The sequence below is a fragment of the Micromonospora sp. CCTCC AA 2012012 genome, from assembly GCF_040499845.1.
Taxonomy (GTDB): Bacteria; Actinomycetota; Actinomycetes; order Mycobacteriales; family Micromonosporaceae; genus Micromonospora; species Micromonospora mangrovi.
This window is the reverse complement of record NZ_CP159342.1, coordinates 3,671,917-3,688,828: the sequence shown is the minus strand read 5'-3', so window position 1 is coordinate 3,688,828 and position 16,912 is coordinate 3,671,917. Positions and strand designations below refer to the sequence as shown.

13 protein-coding genes are annotated in these 16,912 nt (G+C 74.8%); 9 read left to right on the top strand and 4 right to left on the bottom strand.

The window, feature by feature from the left end; translation table 11 throughout:
- Nucleotides 1-164: 164 nt before the first annotated feature.
- From ABUL08_RS16050 to ABUL08_RS16035, 4 genes are all read right to left on the bottom strand, one after another.
- Nucleotides 165-1,001, bottom strand: coding sequence for a DNA-formamidopyrimidine glycosylase family protein (locus ABUL08_RS16050; RefSeq protein ID WP_350930723.1), 837 nt, complete (start codon nucleotides 999-1,001; stop codon nucleotides 165-167).
- A 117-nt stretch (nucleotides 1,002-1,118) separates the two neighbouring features.
- Nucleotides 1,119-1,361 carry a CPCC family cysteine-rich protein gene (locus ABUL08_RS16045; RefSeq protein WP_350930722.1) on the bottom strand — a complete coding sequence of 81 codons (243 nt, stop codon included), beginning with the start codon at nucleotides 1,359-1,361 and terminating at the stop codon, nucleotides 1,119-1,121.
- A 45-nt stretch (nucleotides 1,362-1,406) separates the two neighbouring features.
- On the bottom strand, nucleotides 1,407-2,165 hold the full coding sequence (locus tag ABUL08_RS16040; RefSeq protein ID WP_350938655.1) for an SAM hydrolase/SAM-dependent halogenase family protein: 759 nt from the start codon (nucleotides 2,163-2,165) through the stop codon (nucleotides 1,407-1,409).
- A 603-nt stretch (nucleotides 2,166-2,768) separates the two neighbouring features.
- Nucleotides 2,769-7,382, bottom strand: coding sequence for an ATP-dependent helicase (locus ABUL08_RS16035; protein ID WP_377521747.1), 4,614 nt, complete (start codon nucleotides 7,380-7,382; stop codon nucleotides 2,769-2,771).
- Between the two features lie 170 nt (nucleotides 7,383-7,552).
- Between ABUL08_RS16035 and ABUL08_RS16030 the strand changes: the two genes are divergently transcribed.
- The 9 genes from ABUL08_RS16030 (at nucleotide 7,553) to ABUL08_RS15990 (ending at nucleotide 16,771) form a co-directional block, all read left to right on the top strand.
- Nucleotides 7,553-7,918 carry a hypothetical protein gene (locus ABUL08_RS16030; protein ID WP_350930720.1) on the top strand — a complete coding sequence of 122 codons (366 nt, stop codon included), beginning with the start codon at nucleotides 7,553-7,555 and terminating at the stop codon, nucleotides 7,916-7,918.
- 194 nt (nucleotides 7,919-8,112) lie between these two features.
- Nucleotides 8,113-10,947 carry a Na+/H+ antiporter subunit A gene (locus ABUL08_RS16025; protein WP_350930719.1) on the top strand — a complete coding sequence of 945 codons (2,835 nt, stop codon included), beginning with the start codon at nucleotides 8,113-8,115 and terminating at the stop codon, nucleotides 10,945-10,947.
- 117 nt (nucleotides 10,948-11,064) lie between these two features.
- Nucleotides 11,065-11,541, top strand: coding sequence for a Na(+)/H(+) antiporter subunit C (locus tag ABUL08_RS16020; RefSeq protein WP_350930718.1), 477 nt, complete (start codon nucleotides 11,065-11,067; stop codon nucleotides 11,539-11,541).
- A 2-nt stretch (nucleotides 11,542-11,543) separates the two neighbouring features.
- A complete protein-coding gene (locus ABUL08_RS16015; RefSeq protein ID WP_350938653.1) occupies nucleotides 11,544-13,049 on the top strand; it encodes a Na+/H+ antiporter subunit D in 1,506 nt (501 codons plus the stop codon).
- Nucleotides 13,046-13,633, top strand: a complete 588-nt coding sequence (locus ABUL08_RS16010; protein ID WP_350930717.1) for a Na+/H+ antiporter subunit E — start codon at nucleotides 13,046-13,048, stop codon at nucleotides 13,631-13,633. Before ABUL08_RS16015 ends, ABUL08_RS16010 begins: the two co-directional genes overlap by 4 nt.
- Nucleotides 13,630-13,893 (top strand): monovalent cation/H+ antiporter complex subunit F, encoded by a 264-nt coding sequence (locus ABUL08_RS16005; protein WP_350930716.1) that lies wholly within the window; start codon nucleotides 13,630-13,632, stop codon nucleotides 13,891-13,893. The genes ABUL08_RS16010 and ABUL08_RS16005 overlap by 4 nt, the downstream gene beginning before the upstream one ends.
- Nucleotides 13,893-14,222, top strand: a complete 330-nt coding sequence (gene mnhG, locus ABUL08_RS16000; RefSeq protein ID WP_350930715.1) for a monovalent cation/H(+) antiporter subunit G — start codon at nucleotides 13,893-13,895, stop codon at nucleotides 14,220-14,222. Before ABUL08_RS16005 ends, mnhG begins: the two co-directional genes overlap by 1 nt.
- A 135-nt stretch (nucleotides 14,223-14,357) precedes the next feature.
- Nucleotides 14,358-15,710: a hemolysin family protein gene (locus tag ABUL08_RS15995; RefSeq protein ID WP_350930714.1), complete on the top strand. Its 1,353-nt coding sequence runs from the start codon at nucleotides 14,358-14,360 to the stop codon at nucleotides 15,708-15,710.
- Nucleotides 15,707-16,771, top strand: a complete 1,065-nt coding sequence (locus ABUL08_RS15990) for a hemolysin family protein (RefSeq protein ID WP_350930713.1) — start codon at nucleotides 15,707-15,709, stop codon at nucleotides 16,769-16,771. Before ABUL08_RS15995 ends, ABUL08_RS15990 begins: the two co-directional genes overlap by 4 nt.
- Nucleotides 16,772-16,912: the final 141 nt, after the last annotated feature.

Here is a 16,912-nt window from a genome sequence, read left to right as displayed (position 1 = left end):
GGCGCGCCGGCCACCACCCCGACGTGGCGGACGGCTGCCTGCTGACGATCGGTGAGCAGTCCACCGCAGCATGCGACGTCGGACCCGGGGGAGGGAAGTACCCAATCGTCCGTATCTTGGGGGATCTTGCCGGTTCGTGGAATTTCCACGCTCTGTCGGCCGGGTCAGGCGCGATCCGGCTGGCAGACCGGGCACCAGTAGGTCACCCGTTCGCCCAGCTCCTCCTTACGGATCGCGGTGCCGCACCGGCGGCACGGCTGCGCCCGGCGGCCGTACACGTAGCTGGTCTGGCCCCGGTGTAGCGACCCGGTGGTGCTCTGCGTCCACCGGCCCCGGTTCGCGGCCAGCAACCGCTGCGCGAGGGTGACCGTCCCGGACAGGTCGGGCACCGCGCCGACCGGCGTCCAGGGCGACACGCCGCGCAAAAAGAGCAGCTCGCACTTGTAGAGGTTGCCCACGCCGGCCAGGTTGCGCTGGTCCAGCAGGGCCTCGCCGATCGTCTCGTCCGGGTGCGCGGCGAGCCGGCGGACCGCCTCGGCCGGATCCCAGTCCGGGCCGAGCAGATCCGGGCCCAGATGGCCGACCAGCGACCCCTCCTCGGCCGTCGGCACCAGGGCCAGCTCGTGCAGGTGGTAGCCGACCGCCACCGCGACCGCCGAGCGGAGCACCACCCGGATCAGATGCGCCGGCCGCCCCGTCCACCGCTCACCCGGCGCGTACGCCCGCCACGCGCCGTCCATCCGCAGGTGCGAGTGCAACGTCCAGTCCCGCCGACCCTCACCCTCCGGACCGTCGGCACCCTCGGGAAGCTCGGCGTCGGTCGGGGCGGTGAGGCGGAGCAGCAGGTGCTTGCCCCGGCTGGCCGACTCGCGCACGGTCCAGCCGGTCAGGTCGGTGGCGGCCAGCTGCGGCACCCGGAAGTCGGAGCCGGTCAGCCGGGCGCCGGCCAGCGCGCGTTGCAGGACGCGGGCGGTGTTCCAGACGGTGTCGCCTTCGGGCACCCGTCCATCCTCCCTCGCCCGCCTCGACCGCGCCTCCTGGCCAGGGCATTCCCGGCGGCGTCCAGCGCCGGGGTCCCGGGTCCCCGCGGACCGGGCGGCTCGCCTCGTCGCAGCCGGTCAGGGGCGCTCGTCCGGCCGGGCCGGGCGGACCATGTCCTGGTAGCGCGGGTGGCTGGCGCCGTAGACGGCGAAGTTGAGCCGGGCGTGGGAGAGGCTCAGGTCGCCGTTCGGGCCGCCGCGCACCACGTCCGCGTCGGCGTCGGACTGGCCGTCGTCGGTCCAGAAGCAGACCGGACAGGTGCCCCCACCGGTCCGGGAGGCGCAGCAGGGACAGGCGGCAGCAACACTGTGATCACCCACCGGAGCAGCATTCCACAGACGACGCTCACCCGGCGACGGCCGATCTCAGCTGCCGGTCACCGCCACCACCACACCGGGACGTACGCCGAGCAGGTCGGCCGCGCGGCCGGTGTTCACCGCGACCGCCACCAGGCCGGCCGAGTCGACGTACACCACCAGGTCACCGACCGGGGCGTCGCCGAAGGTGCGTCCGTGGGCCGCCGGCCGCCCCGCCACCCGCACCCGCGACGGCAGCGACGCCAGCAGCGCACCCGGCGCCGCGAGCTGCACGTTCCCGAAGTGGTCCACGGTCAGCACCTCGGCGTCGAACCCGTCGGCGGTCGACCGGACCACCGGCTCGGGCAGGCGGACCAGACTCCCGGGCTCCACCGCCGGACCCGCCCCGTCCAGCGGGGCGCCGAGCGCGAGCCGGGCCGCCACCGGAGCGAACACGTCCCGACCGTGGAAGGTGCGGGACACCGCCGGCCCCAGCCACTCCGGGTTGGTCAGCTCGACCGCCGCGGTGATCCCGCCGAGCGCCGCGGCGGCGTCCGGCAGCAGCCCGTTGTCCGGCCCCACCAGCAGTCCGCCGGGCGTCGCCAGGGCCACCCCGCGCCGGGTCGTGCCGACGCCCGGGTCCACCACCGCCACGTGCACCCCGACCGGCAGGTGGGGCACCGTCTGGGCGAGCACCGCCGCGCCCCGTCGGACGTCCGCCGGGGGGATCAGGTGGGTCACGTCGAGCACCCGGGCCGCCGGGGCGAGCCGGGCGATCGCCCCGTGGCAGGCCGCCACGAACCCGTCGGCGAGGCCGTAGTCGGTCATCAGCGAGATCCACCGTACGTCGGTCACGGCCGACCCCCGGTCCGCCTGCCCGTCGGCACCGACCCCTCGTACGCCCTGCTGGTGCCGTGACCGGGGTGCCAGCCGTCGCTGGGGTGCGGGCCGCGCCGCCCGCGTTCGTGCGGGACCGTCACCGCGTCGTGATCGCGCGCCCCCGCGGGTCGCACCTCGTTCGTGCCCATCACACCGTCCCGTGCTCGATGTCCGGCCGGGCCACCCTACCCGCCCTCAGTGGCCCCATCCCGCCGCTCACCCTGACCCGCTTCCGCCTTCGCCTGCTTCCGCTTCGCCTGCTTCCGCTTCGCCCCACCCTCGCCCGCTCACCGTTGTCCGCCCCCGCCCCCGCCCCGGCCCCCGTCCCGCCCCCGCCTCCGCCGCCTCCGCCGCAAGATCGTGCTCGATCCAGGATGTAGTGGCCTTCAACGCCCTCTGATGCCACTCGATCCACGATCAAGCACGATCTTGGTGCGGGGTGCGGGGTGCGGGGTGCGGGGTGCGGGGTGCGGGGTGCGGGGTGCGGGGTGCGGGGTGCGGGGTGCGGGGTGCGGGGTGCGGGGTGCGGGGTGTCGTGGGGCGGTGCGGGGGTCAGCCGCGCAGACGCAGCCCGCGCGGGGTGGCCCGGAAACCGGCGGCGGTCAACGCGTCGCGCAGCGGGGAGGAGTGCACCGCCTCGCCGTCGGCCCGCTCCACCGACATCGCGCCGAGCGCGCCGGAGTGCACCGCGTCGGCGAGTGCCTTGCCCGCCGCGGCGAGCGTGTCGCCGTCGTCGGTGAAGGAGAGGATCGTCCGCCCGCCCCGCTCGACGTAGAGCACCAGGTCGCCGTCGACCACCACGACCAGGGCACCGGCCTTCCGCCCGGCCCGGTGCCCGGTGGCCGGCGCGGCGCCGTCGCCCGAGTCGACCACCCGCTCCGGCCAGGGCAGCGCCGCGCCGTACGGGTTGGCCGGGTCGGTGGCGGCGAGCACCAGGGCGGGCCCGCCCCGGCCGCGACCGCCGTCGTTCGGATCGGCGAGGGCGCGGATCCGGTCCACCGCGCCGGGCACGGCGAACTGCGCCGCGCCGAGGCCCTCGACGAAGTAGCCGCGCCGGGCCGCCCCGCGTTCCTCCAGCGCGGAGAGCACCGGATAGACCGCGGCGAAGCCGCCGACCACCTGCTCGGCCATGACCGCGCCCCGGGTCACCACGCCGTGCCGTTCCAGCAGCAGGTCGGCGAGGGCGGCAGCCCGGCGGGTGGGGTCGAGGTCGCGCTCGGGCAGCCGGGACCAGCGGCCGGCCACGGTCGGCGGGCCGCTGCGGCTGGGCAGCGCCACCCGGCCGGGCCGGCGGTAGCGGGTACGCGGTGCGGAGGGGCGGGACCGGTGGGCGCCCCCGCCGCCGAGCGCCGCCCGCAGCGGGGCGAGGGTGTCGTTGGTGAGGTGACCGGCCCAGACCAGGTCCCAGACGGCGGCGCTCAACGCGGTGTCGTCGGTGGCGCCGACCCGGTCCGACAGGGACCGGAAGAAGAGCGCCTGCCCGTCGGCGAGCGCGTCGAGCACGGACTCGTGCAGCGGGGTCAGGGTCAGCGCCTCCTCCGGCGGGGGAAGCAGCAGCGGCGCGGCGTCCGCGTACGCCAGGGTGACCCAGCCGTCGCCGCCGGAGATCGCCCCCGACCCGGCCCACACCACCTCGCCGCTGGCGCAGAGCTCGTCGAGCTGGGCGGGGGAGTAGTCGGCGACCCGGGCGGGCAGCACCAGCCGTTCCAGCGCGGACGCGGGCACCGCCGTGCCCTGGAGCTGCTCGACGGTGGCGGCGAGGGCCTCGACGCCCCGGGCCGACGAGCCGACCTGCTGCCAGCGGGGCAGGAACGCGGCCAGCGCCCGGGGCGGCACCGGTTCGATCTCCCGGCGCAGCGCCGCGAGGGAGCGGCGGCGCAGCAGGCGCAGCACCTCGGCGTCGCACCACTGGGTGCCGACGCTGTCCGGGGCGAACTCGCCGGAGACGACCCGCCCGGTGGCGGCGAGCCGGCGCAGCGCCTGCTCCACCACGAAGACACCGAGCCCGAAGCGGGCGGCGCAGCTGGCGGCGGCGAACGGGCCGTGGGTGCGGGCGTACCGGGCGACCAGGTCGCCGAGCGGGTCGGCCACCGGTGCGAGGTACGCCTCGGCGACGCCGACGGGCAGCGCCACGCCGAGCGCGTCGCGCAGCCGGGCGGCGTCCTCCACGCCGACCCAGCGCTCCTCGCCGGCGATCCGCACCCGCAGCACCCGACGGGCGGACTCCAGCTCGGTCAGCCACGCCACCGGTGCGCCCCGCTCGGCCAGCTCCGCGTCGCTGAGGTCGCCGACGACGCGGAGCAGTTCGACCACGTCCTCCGCGTCGCGGGGGCGGCGCTGCTCGGTCAGCCAGCGCAGCTGCTTCTCGGTTTCGGCGAGGACCGCCGGGTCGAGCAGCTCCCGCAGGTCGACCCGGCCGAGCAGCTCGCCGAGCAGGGCGGAGTCGAGGGCGAGGGCGGCGGCCCGCCGTTCGGCCAGCGGCGCGTCGCCCTCGTAGAGGAAGGCGCCGACGTAGCCGAAGAGCAGCGAGCGGGCGAACGGAGACGGCCGTTCGGACTCCACCTCGACCAGTCGCACCTTGCGGGCCGCGAGGTCGCGCATCAGCCCGGCCAGGGCGGGCTGGTCGAAGACGTCCTGGAGGCATTCCCGGGCGGCCTCCAGGGTGACCGGGAAGTCGGCGTACTCCCGGGCGACGTCGAGGAGCTGGGCGGCGCGTTGGCGCTGTTGCCAGAGCGGCTGCCGGCGGCGCGGGTCGCGGCGGGGCAGCAGCAGCGAGCGGGCCGCGCACTCGCGGAACCGGGAGGCGAAGAGCGCGGACGTGCCGACGGACTCCTCGACGAGCTGGGCGATCTCGTCGGGCTCGAAGACCACCACGTCGGCGCCGGGCGGCTCGTCGGCGGTGTCCGGCAGCCGGACCACGATCCCGTCGTCGGAGGGCATCACCTGGGCGTCGACGCCGTACCGCTCGGCGAGGCGCCGGCCGATGGCGAGCGCCCACGGCCCGTTGACCCGGGCGCCGAGGACCGAGTGCACGGCGAGCCGCCAGTCGCCCAGCTCGTCGCGGAACCGCTCCACCACGACCGTCCGGTCGTCGGGCAGGGAGCGGGTCGCCTCCTTCTGCTCCCGCAGGTAGGCCAGCAGGTTGCCGGCGGCCCAGTCGTCCAGCCCACCGGCGCGCAGCGCGGCGGTCGCGTCGGCGTCGCTCTGCCGCAGCAGGGCCCGGACCCGGGCGCCGATGGCGCGGCCCAGCTCGACCGGGCGGCCGAGCTGGTCGCCCTTCCAGAACGGCATCTTGGCGGCCTGCCCGGGGGCGGGGGAGACCAGCACCCGGTCCGGGGTGATGTCCTCGATCCGCCAGGACGAGGAGCCGAGCAGGAAGACGTCACCGACGCGCGACTCGTAGACCATCTCCTCGTCCAGCTCGCCGACCCGGGCGGCCCGTTCCGCGCCGGCCAGGAAGACGCCGAAGAGCCCCCGGTCGGGGATGGTGCCGCCGCTGGTCACCGCGAGCCGTTGCGCGCCGGGCCGGCCGGTCAGCACGTCGGCGGCCCGGTCCCAGACCAGCCGGGGCCGCAGCTCGGCGAAGGCGGTCGACGGGTAGCGCCCGGAGAGCATGTCGAGCACCGCGTGCAGCGCCGAGTCGGGCAGCTCGGCGAAGGGCGCGGCCCGGCGGACCAGCACGGCCAGGTCGCCGAGCCGCCACGGTTCGAGGGCCACCATCGCCACGATCTGCTGGGCGAGCACGTCGAGGGGGTTGCGCGGATAGTGCAGCTCCTCGATCGCGCCCTCGCTCATCCGCTCGGCGACCACCGTGCAGGAGAGCAGGTCACCCCGGTGCTTGGGGAAGACCACGCCCCGGGAGACCGCGCCGACCTGGTGCCCGGCCCGGCCGACCCGTTGCAGGCCGGCGGCGACGCTCGGCGGCGCCTCGATCTGCACCACCAGGTCGACCGCGCCCATGTCGATGCCCAGCTCCAGGCTGGAGGTGGCGACCACGGCGGGGAGCTGCCCGGACTTGAGCGCCTCCTCGATGTGCTTGCGCTCCTCGCGGGAGACGCTGCCGTGGTGCGCCCGGGCGATCACCGGTGGCGCCCCGGTCGCCCCGCCGGCCTGCGCCATCACCTCGGCCGGCTGGCGCGGCGCCCGCAGCGGCCCGACCGGCCCACCCCACGCTTCCGCACCCGACGGCGGGGTGGCCGCCGCCAACTCCTCGGCGGCCAGTTCGTTGAGGCGGGCGCAGAGCCGTTCCGCGCTGCGCCGCGAGTTGGTGAAGACGATGGTCGAGCGGTGTGCCCGGATCAGCGAGAGGACCCGCTCCTCGACGGCCGGCCAGATCGACGCCCGACGCGGACCGCCGGGGCCGCCCAGGTCGTCCTCCGGCTGCTCCTGCTCGTCGAGGCGGGTCATGTCCTCCACCGGGACCTGGACGCTGACCTCGATGGTCTTGGCGGTGGGCGGCTGGACCACGTCGACCGGCCGGGCCCCGCCGAGGAACCGGGCGGTGGTGTCGATCGGCCGGACCGTGGCGGAGAGACCGATCCGCTGCGCCGGTCGCTCCAGCAGCGCGTCGAGACGTTCCAGGGAGAGCGCCAGGTGGGCGCCGCGTTTGGTGCCGGCGACCGCGTGCACCTCGTCGACGATCACCGTCTCGACGCCGCGCAGGGAGTCCCGGGCGGCGGAGGTGAGCAGCAGGAAGAGCGACTCGGGGGTGGTGATGAGGATGTCCGGTGGGGTGCGGGCGAAGGCCCGCCGCTCGTCGGCCGGAGTGTCGCCGGTGCGCATCCCGACGGTGATGTCGGGCGGGGCGACGCCGAGCCGGGTGGCGGCCTGCCGGATCCCGGTGAGCGGGGCGCGCAGGTTGCGCTCGACGTCGACGGCGAGGGCCTTGAGGGGGCTGACGTAGAGCACCCGGCAGCGCCGCCGCGCGTCGGCCGGTGAGGGCTCCTTGGCGAGGCGGTCGATCGACCAGAGGAACGCGGCGAGCGTCTTGCCGGAGCCGGTGGGGGCCACCACCAGGGCGTTGCGCCCCGCGGCGACCGACCGCCAGGCCCCGACCTGCGCGCCGGTGGGCGCGGCGAAGGCCGCGGTGAACCACTCCCGGGTCGCCGCGCCGAACTCCGCCAGCACCGCGTGCCCGTCGGTCACCTCGTCCGCCACGCCTCCCATCCTGCCCCGTCGGTGTGACATCCAGTCCTGACGGGACGCTGTTCTGTCCGGGTCCGGTTCATACGCGACGGATGCGACGTTGAACGCGTTAAGTCTTACTTAACTGCTTGCTTGTGCCACGCAACATAAAGTAACTTCACTCGCAACGCAGCGTGGGGTGGAGGGCGTGGATGACCGTCGAGGAGCGAGCCTCCGGGGCCGGCAGCGATGTGCTCATCCGCAAGGTCGACAGTCACCTCGCCGCGCTCCGCACCGGTCTGCACGGTCCCGAGCTGGAGCTCGCCGAGCAGCTCGCCGGCTGCCTGCGCGAGCTGGTGGTTACCACCGCCCAGGCCAGCGCCGCCGACCGGGCGCTGGTCCGCGCCGCGGTCCACTACTTCGTCCTGCGCCGGGAGAGCCGGGGCCGGCTGCTCTCCGTGCGCTCGCTCGCCGCCGCCCAGCGGGTGGTGAACAAGGCCGTCCGCCAGCTCGGCCGCCCCGACCTCCTGGTCGAGACCCGCCCCGCCCGCCCCACCCCCGACCCCGCCCTCCGCTGACCTCCCACCGCACCCCGGTGATCAAGAGGTCCGCGTCGGCCTGAGCCGGGATCCCGACCGAAACCTCTTGATCGACTCAGGTGGAGGGGTGGTTTTGGGGAAAGCGGCCCCGCGGGGTGGGGTTGTGGCGTGTGATCGGTCCTGTTCGGGGTGTGCCGGCGGTGGCGTGCGCCCCACCTCGACCGGGAGCGCGCGTGCTCGTACTGCTGATCCTGCACCTGGTGGCGGCCCTGCTCGCGCCGCTGCTGGTCCGGTGGTGGGGTCCACGCGCCCTCTATCCACTGGCGCTCGTCCCGGCCGCCGCCTTCGGCTGGGCGGTGGCCCGGACCGGCGCGGTCCGCGACGGCGGCGCCGTCGTCGAGACGTACCCCTGGATCGGGCAGCTGAAGTTGGACCTGGCGCTGCGGCTGACCACGCTGTCCTGGCTGATGGTCCTGCTCATCGGTGGGGTCGGCGCGCTGGTGCTGGTCTACAGCGCCCGCTATTTTCCCGCCGGGTCGGTCGGGCTGGCCCGGTTCGCGGGCGTGCTGGTCGCCTTCGCCGGCGCGATGCTCGGCCTGGTCCTCGCCGACGACCTGTTGCTGCTCTACGTCTTCTGGGAGTTGACCACCATCTTCTCCTACCTGCTCATCGGGCACAGCACCGAACGCCGCTCCAGCCGGTGGGCGGCGGCCCAGGCGCTGACCGTCACCACCCTCGGCGGACTGGCCATGCTGGTCGGTCTCCTCCTGCTGGGCCGGCACGCCGGTGGCTACCGCTGGTCGGCGATCGCCGCCGCGCCGTTGCCCGGCGGACGCTACCTGGCCGTCGCGGTGCTGCTGATCCTGGCCGGGGCGCTGGCGAAGTCGGCCGTGCTGCCGTTCAGCTCCTGGCTGCCGGTGGCGATGGCGGCACCCACGCCGGTCAGCGCGTACCTGCACGCGGCGGCGATGGTGAAGGCCGGGGTCTATCTGGTCGGGCTGCTCGCCCCGGCGCTCGCCGTCGCCGGCCCGTGGCGGCCGGTCACCGTCGTCGCCGGCCTGGCCACCCTGGTCGCCGGGGGCTGGGCGGCGCTGCGGCAGACCGACCTGAAGCTGCTGCTGGCGTACGGGACGGTGAGCCAGCTCGGGCTGCTCACGGTGGTGATCGGCGCCGGCACCCCGAAGGCCGCGCTGGCCGGCACCGTGATGCTGCTGGCGCACGCCCTGTTCAAGGCGGCGCTCTTCCTCGTCGTCGGCATCATCGACCACACCGCCGGGGGGCGGGACCTGCGGGAACTCTCCGGCATCGGGCGTACGGCGCCAGTGCTGGCCGGTGTCGCCACGCTGGCCGCCGCCTCGATGGCCGGGCTGCCGCCGCTGATCGGGTTCGTCGCCAAGGAGGCGGTCTTCACCGCGTTCACCGACCGGCCGCTGGTGCTCGCGGTGCTGGTCGGCGGCACCGCGCTGACCGTGGCGTACAGCATCCGGTTCCTCTGGGGTGCGTTCGCCCGCCGGCCCGGCGTGCCGGACACCGAGGCGCACCCGATCGCCGCCGCGATGCTCGTCCCGCCGGCGCTGCTGGCGCTCGCCGGGCTGGCCACCGGGCCGGCCGCCGGCGCGTTGGGCGGGCTGCTCCGCCCGTACGCCGAGCTGTTCGGCCCGGCGCCGGAGCCGCTGGCGCTCTGGCACGGGCCCAACCTGGCGCTGGGCCTCTCCGCGGTCGCGATCGCCGGCGGCGTCGCGCTGCACCTGGTCCGCGGGCCGCTGGCGCCCGCGCTGGCCCGGCTGCGCTTCCCGGTCGGCGGCAACCAGGGGTACGAGTGGGTCACCCACCGCTTCGACCGGGTCGCCATCGAGGTCACCAGCGTCACCCAGCGCGGCTCCCTGCCGCAGTACCTCGGCGCGATCCTGCTCACCCTGGTGCTGGTGCCCGGCACGGCGATGCTCGCCGCCCGGCCGTGGCGGACCCGGGTGGCGCTCTGGGACAACCCCGCCCAGCTGGTGGTCTGCGTGGTGATCGCGGTCGCCGCGGTGCTCGCCGTCCGGGCCCGCCGCCGGCTCACCGCGATGCTGCTGGTCGGGGTGACCGGCTACGGCACCGCGATGATGTTCGTCCTCTACGGCGCGCCGGACCTGGCGCTCACCCAGTTCCTGGTGGAGACCGCCACCATCGTGCTCTTCGTGCTGGTGCTGCGCCGGCTGCCGGAACGCTTCTCGGCCCGGCCGCTGCGGCGCAGCCGTTGGGTGCGGCGGGGGATCGGGGTGGCCGCCGGGCTGGTGCTCGCCGGTCTCGCCCTCGACGCGGCCGGCGCCCGCCGCGTGCCGTCGATCTCCCGGGACTTCCCGGCGCTGGCGGTCGCCCAGGGGTACGGCCGCAACGTGGTCAACGTGACCCTCGTCGACATCCGGGCCTGGGACACCATGGGCGAGATCGCGGTGCTGGTGGTGGCGGCGACCGGCGTGGCCAGCCTGATCTTCGAGCGGTCCCGCACCGGACCCCGGCCGCGCCGGCCCCGTGCCGTCACGCCCGGCGCCGACCGGCGTACGGTCTGGCTGCGCGGCGGAGCGACGCTGCACGAGCGGCGTCGGTCGATCGTCTTCGAGGTGGTCACCCGGCTGATCTTCCACACCGTGCTGCTCTTCTCGATCTTCCTCCTCTTCTCCGGCCACAACGCCCCCGGTGGGGGCTTCTCCGGCGGCCTCGTCGCCGGCCTCGCGCTCGCCGTCCGCTACCTGGCCGGCGGCCGGTACGAGCTGGCCGAGGCCGCCCCCGTCGGAGCCGGGACGGTGCTCGGCACCGGGCTCGCCGTCTCGGTCGGCACCGGGGTGGCGGGGCTGCTCCTCACCGGGTCGGTGCTGCAGAGCGTCAAGGTCAACCTCTGGCTGCCCCTGGTCGGGCACTGCTACGTCGTCACGTCGCTCTTCTTCGACATCGGCGTCTATCTGATCGTGGTCGGGCTGGTCCTGGACATCCTGCGCAGCCTCGGCGCCGAGGTGGACCGGCACATCGAGGCGACCGGCGAGTCCGAACGGGGCCTGGTCGTCGAACGCGAAGGGGATCGGACGTGAGCGCGAGGAGTGAGCCGGTCCTGCGAGCCCCGCAGTCGCGAACTGAGGTGACGCCGTGAGCGCGAGGAGTGAGCCGGTCCTGCGAGCCCCGCAGTCGCGAACAAGGCTGGTCCGGACGTGAGGTCGACCGGTCCGGCGCTGGTGGTGGTGGTCGCCGTCGGGGTGCTCGTGGCGACCGGCGTCACGCTGCTGCTGGAGCGGAGCCTGAGCCGGATCCTGCTCGGCGTGATCCTGCTCGGCAACGGGGTGAACCTGTTGATCCTGCTCGGCGGCCGGGCCGGCAGCGCCCCGCTGGTCGGCACCACGCCGATCGACCGGATGAGCGACGCCCTGCCGCAGGCGATGGTGCTCACCGCCGTCGTGATCACCTTCGGGCTGACCGCGTTCCTGCTCGCGATCGCGTACCGGAGCTGGTATCTCAGCGGCGACGACGAGGTGCAGGACGACCTGGAGGACCGGCAGATCGTCCGGCTCGCCGAACGGAACGAGGTCTCCACCGCGGACCTCGGCGGGGAGGGCCCGGACGGCGACCCGGAGCAGGTGGACCCGGGACCGGCCCTGCGCCGCCTCCGCCGCCGCGGGGACGACGAATGAGTATGAAGGGGCTGGTGCCGCTGCCGGTGGTGGTGCCGCTGCTGGGGGCGGCGCTGACGCTGATCCTGGTCAACCGGCCCCGGCTGCAACGGTCGGTCAGCGTGATCGGGCTCGCCACCACGCTGGTGGTCGCGGTGCTGCTGCTGGTCGAGGCGTACCGGCACGGGCCGGTGGTGGTGCAGGTGGGCGGGTGGCCGGCACCGGTCGGCATCGTGCTCGTGGCCGACCAGCTCGCCGCGCTGATGCTGGTGGTCTCGTCGGCGGTCACCCTCTGCGTGCTGCTCTATTCCATCGGCCAGGGGCGGGGGGAGACCAGCGAGACGGCCCCGGTGAGCATCTATCACCCGACCTACCTGGTGCTGACCGCCGGTGTGACGAACGCCTTCCTGGCGGGGGACCTGTTCAATCTCTTCGTCGGCTTCGAGATCCTGCTCGCCGCGAGCTTCGTGCTGATCACCCTGGGCGGCACGGAGACCCGGATCCGAACAGGCTCGACGTACGTGGTGGTCAGCATCCTCTCCTCGATGCTCTTCCTGACGGCGGTGGGCCTGGTGTACGCGGCCACCGGCACCATGAACATGGCCCAGCTCGCCGGACGGCTGGACGACCTGCCGGACGGCGTACGCCTGGGGTTGCAGCTGATGCTGCTGCTGGCCTTCGGCATCAAGGCGGCGGTCTTCCCGGTCTCGGCGTGGCTGCCGGACAGCTATCCGACCGCCCCGGCCCCGGTGACGGCGGTCTTCGCCGGCCTGCTCACCAAGGTCGGCGTGTACGCGATCATCCGCACCGAGACGCTGCTCTTCCCCGGTGGGCAGGTCGACCGGCTGCTGATGGTGGTGGCCGGGGCGACCATGCTGGTCGGCATCCTCGGCGCGGTCGCCCAGTCCGACATGAAGCGGCTCTTCTCGTTCACCCTGGTCAGCCACATCGGCTACATGATCTTCGGGGTGGCGTTGAGCAGTGTCGCCGGCCTCTCCGGGGCGATCTTCTACGTGGTGCACCACATCACCATCCAGACCACCCTCTTCCTGGTCGCCGGCCTGGTCGAGGAGCGGGCCGGCAGCACCGACCTGCGTCGGCTCGGCGGGCTGGCCCGGGTCGCGCCGCTGCTCGCGGTGCTCTTCTTCGTCCCGGCGATGAACCTCGCCGGCATTCCGCCCTTCTCCGGCTTCCTCGGCAAGGTCGGCCTGCTCCAGGCCGGCGTGGCGGCCGGTGGGGTGCTGCCCGCCGTGCTCGTCGCGGCGGGGACGGTGACCAGTCTGCTCACCCTCTATGCCGCCTCCCGGGTGTGGAACATCGCCTTCTGGCGGGCGCCCCGGCTGGCCACCGCCGAGCCGACCGTGCGACTGCCGAGGCTGATGGTGGGCGCCACCGCCGCCCTGGTGGTGCTCGGGGTCGGGTTGACCGTCGCCGCCGGGCCGCTCTTCCAGGTCACCGCCGACGCCGCCACCGACCTGCGCGAGCGCACCCCGTACGTCCGGGCCGTCCTGCCGGGCGGCCCCCGGTGACGGCCGGCGGGCGGGCGGGCGGGGAGCCGCCGGCCCGGGGACGGCGGCGGGACCAGGCGATCGCGCTCGGCTGGCTGGTCACCATCTGGGTGCTGCTCTGGGGCGACCTGTCCTGGGGCAACCTGCTCGGCGGGCTGGTCCTCGGCGCCGCCGTGCTGCTGTTCTTCCCGCTGCCGCCGGTCAGCTTCGGCGGGCGGCTGCGGCCCGGCCCGCTGTTCGTGCTCGTGGTCACCTTCGTCGCGGAGCTGGTCAGCGCCAGCGTGCACGTCGCCGCGATCGCCGTCCGCCCCGGCTACCGGCCGCGCGGCGCGATCGTCGCCGTCGGGCTGCGGATCCGTACCGACCTCAACCTGGCGCTCACCGCCGAAGTGATCTCGCTGGTCCCGGGCAGCCTGATCCTGGAGGTGGACCGCGACGCCGGGGTGCTCTACGTGCACGTGCTCGACGTCCGCCGCCCCGAGGACCTGACCGCCGCCGGTGACCGGATCCGCGCCGTCGAACGGCGCCTGGTCCGCGCGATCGGCTCCCCCGCCGAGGTACGTCAACTCGACCCGAAACCCGACACCGGAGGTGAAAGCCCGTGACCACGCTCCTCGCCGTCGTGCTGACCGTGCTCTTCTCGGTCACCGCCCTGCTCGCCCTGGCCCGCGTCTACCGGGGGCCGTCCCTGCTGGACCGGGTCGTCGCCGCCGATTTGCTGCTGTCGACCATGCTCGGTGCGGTCGGCGCGGAGGCGGCGGTCAACCGGCACGCCACCACGCTGCCCGTGCTGGTGGTGCTCTCCCTGCTCGGGTTCGTCGGCTCGGTGGCACTGGTCCGCTTCGCCGTCCGGCAGGAGGCGTGATGGCCGTCGTGGCCGACTGGCTGGGCGGCGCCTGCCTGGTCGCCGGGGCGCTGCTCAGCCTCGTCGCCGGGATCGGGGTGCTGCGCTTCCCGGACGTGCTGGACCGGATGCACGCCGCCACCAAGCCGCAGGTGCTCGGGGTGCTGTTCCTGCTCGCCGGGCTCGCGCTGCGCCTGCGCAGCCCGTCCGACCTGGGCATGATCGGGTTGGTGGGGATCTTCCAGCTGGCCACCGCGCCGGTCGCCGCGCAGATGATCGGTCGGGCCGCGTACCGGTCCGGCCGGGTCGACCGCACCCTGCTGGACCGCGACGACCTCGCGTCCCGCTGACCTTCAGCGGGCGTCCAGGCAGCGCCGATAAAATGGCTGCATGATCGACTCCTCTGCCCAGGAGGGCAGCAGTAGCCAGCCGGGTCGTGCCCGGCAGCCCTTCGCCCCGACGGCCCCGGGAGCCCTGAGCGTCCCGTGCTGATCGTCGTCGGTCTCGCCCTCATCATCGTGCTCACCGCCGCCACCGGTTACTTCGTGGCCCAGGAGTTCGGCTACGTCGCCGTGGACCGGGGGCGGCTCAAGCAGCTCGCCGACGGTGGCGACCAGGCCGCCGCCCGGGCCCTGGAGGTCACCGGACGGCTGTCGTTCATGCTCTCCGGCGCCCAGCTCGGCATCACCGTGACCGCCCTGCTGGTCGGTTACGCCGCCGAGCCGTACCTGGGCGCCGGGCTGGCCGAGCTGCTCGGCGTCGCCGGGGTCCCCACCGGCGTCGCGTTGCCGCTCTCGGTGCTGCTCGCCCTGATCATCGCCACCGTGGTGCAGATGGTGCTGGGTGAACTCGCCCCGAAGAACCTGGCCATCGCCCGGGCCGTACCGCTGGCCCGGGCGCTGAGCCGCTCCACCCTGCTCTATCTGAAGGTCGCCGGGCCGGTGATCACGCTCTTCGACCGGGCCGCCGTCCGGCTGCTGCGCCGGGTCGGCATCGAGCCGATCGAGGAGCTGCCCAGCGGCGCCACCCCGGAGGACCTGGAGCAGATCATCGCCGAGTCCCGGGAGGAGGGGCACCTCGACGCCGAGATGTCCGACCTGCTCGACCGCGGCCTCGACTTCCGGCAGCTGACCGCCGGGGAGGCGATGGTGCCCCGGGTCGACGTGCACACCGTACGGGCCGACGAGCCGGTCAGCCGGGTCGTCGAGCTGCTCGACACCGGCCACTCCCGGTTCCCCGTCCGGGGTGCCGAGGGCGTCGACGACCTGGTGGGCGTGGTCGGCATCGCCGACGTGCTCGGGGTGCCGCCGGCCGAGCGGGCCACCACCCGGGTCGAGGCGGTGGCCGTACCCCCGTTGCTGGTGCCGGAGACGCTGCCGCTGCCGACGGTGCTGGACCGGCTGCGGGTCGGGCACCGGCAGCTCGCCTGCGTGGTCGACGAGTACGGCGGCTTCGCCGGCGTGGTCACCCTGGAGGACATCGCCGAGGAGCTGGTCGGCCCGATCCGCGACGAGGACGACCCGCCGGAGCGTGCGGCGGCCCGCCAGGACGACGGCTCCTGGGTGGTGCCGGCCCGCTGGCGGATCGACGAGGTCGCCGACAGCACCGGCATCGCGCTGCCCGAGGCCCCCGAGTACGACACCCTCTCCGGGCTGGTCATGCGGGAGCTGGGCCGGGTGCCGCAGGTGGGTGACCGGTTGGAGATCAGCCTGGCCGGTGACGGCGAGGAGGCCGACTCCGAGCCGCGCGCCCAGGTCGAGGTGCTGGCCGTGGACCGGCACGTGGCGGACTCCGTCCGGCTGCGGATGACCGCCGAGCGCGGGGAGGAGGCGGCATGAGCCCCGGTTTCGCGCTCTTCCTCTCGGTGCTGCTGCTGGCGCTCAACGGCTTCTTCGTGGCCGCCGAGTTCGCCCTGGTGGCAGCCAAGAGCTACCGCCTGGAGCAGGCGGCGGCCGGCGGCAGCCGGGCCGCCGGGGCCGCGCTGGCCGGCGTACGCGAGCTGTCCCTGATGCTGGCCGGCGCGCAGCTCGGCATCACGCTCTGCACGCTGGGCCTCGGCGCGCTCGCCGAGCCGGCCCTGGAGCGGCTGCTCAGCCCGCTGCTGCACGCGGTCGGCCTGCCCGACGCGGTCAGCCACCTGGTGGCGCTGCTGATCGCCCTCGGCCTGGTGACGTTCCTGCACCTGGTGGTCGGCGAGATGGCCCCGAAGTCGTGGGCGATCACCGACGCCGAGCGCTCGGCGATGCTGTTGGCGCTGCCGTTCCGGGCCTTCGCCCGGGTCTCGCGGCCGGTGCTGTCGGCGCTGAACGCGCTGGCCAACGGCGTGCTGCGGCTGTTCGGCGTGCAGCAGCAGGACCAGCTCGCCCAGGTGCACGGCCCGGACGAGCTGCGCATCCTGCTGGAGCAGTCCCGCGAGCACGGCCTGCTCGGCGCGGAGCAGCACCAGATGCTGACCAGCATGCTGGAGCTGCAGGGCACCACCGTGGCGCAGGTGATGGAGCCGTTCGAGCGGATCGTCACGGTCGGCCGGGACGACTCCGCCGAGCGGATCGAGCACGTCTGTCGGGACAGCGGCCGGTCCCGGCTGGCCGTGCTCGACGCCGGCGGCGAGGTCTGCGGTCTGGTCCACGTACGCGAGGCGGTCCGCGCGGTCACCACCGGCCGCACGACGACGGCCGGTGAGCTGATGACCCCCGCGTTCACCCTCCCCGGCGAGGCGTCGGTGACCGAGGCGGTGGCGGCGATGCGGGGTCGGCAGGCGCAGCTCGCGCTGGTCCGCAACGGTGGCGGCCCGACCCGGCCGATCGGGTTCGTCGCGCTGGAGGACCTGCTGGAGGAGGTCATCGGCGAGTTCGACGACGAGACCGACCCGGTGCCCCGGGGCCGTCGCCTGCGCTGACCCCTCCCGTACCGCTGACCGGCCGCCGGGTCCCCACGACCCGGCGGCCGGCGCTTTCCCGGACCGCGCCGACTCTGGTCGCTCCGGCGACGCGACCACAGACGCACCCGAACGCCGGGTGGCAGGCGTGGCCGGGCGGCG

Excerpts from the sequence above, each read along its gene's own strand:
- ABUL08_RS15990 (WP_350930713.1), top strand. The coding sequence starts at position 15,707 with ATGAGCCCCGGTTTCGCGCTCTTCCTCTCGGTGCTGCTGCTGGCGCTC.
- ABUL08_RS16035 (WP_377521747.1), bottom strand. The coding sequence starts at position 7,382 with ATGGGAGGCGTGGCGGACGAGGTGACCGACGGGCACGCGGTGCTGGCG.
- ABUL08_RS16040 (WP_350938655.1), bottom strand. The coding sequence starts at position 2,165 with ATGACCGACTACGGCCTCGCCGACGGGTTCGTGGCGGCCTGCCACGGG.
- ABUL08_RS16015 (WP_350938653.1), top strand. The coding sequence starts at position 11,544 with ATGAAGGGGCTGGTGCCGCTGCCGGTGGTGGTGCCGCTGCTGGGGGCG.
- ABUL08_RS16030 (WP_350930720.1), top strand. The coding sequence starts at position 7,553 with ATGACCGTCGAGGAGCGAGCCTCCGGGGCCGGCAGCGATGTGCTCATC.
- mnhG (WP_350930715.1), top strand. The coding sequence starts at position 13,893 with ATGGCCGTCGTGGCCGACTGGCTGGGCGGCGCCTGCCTGGTCGCCGGG.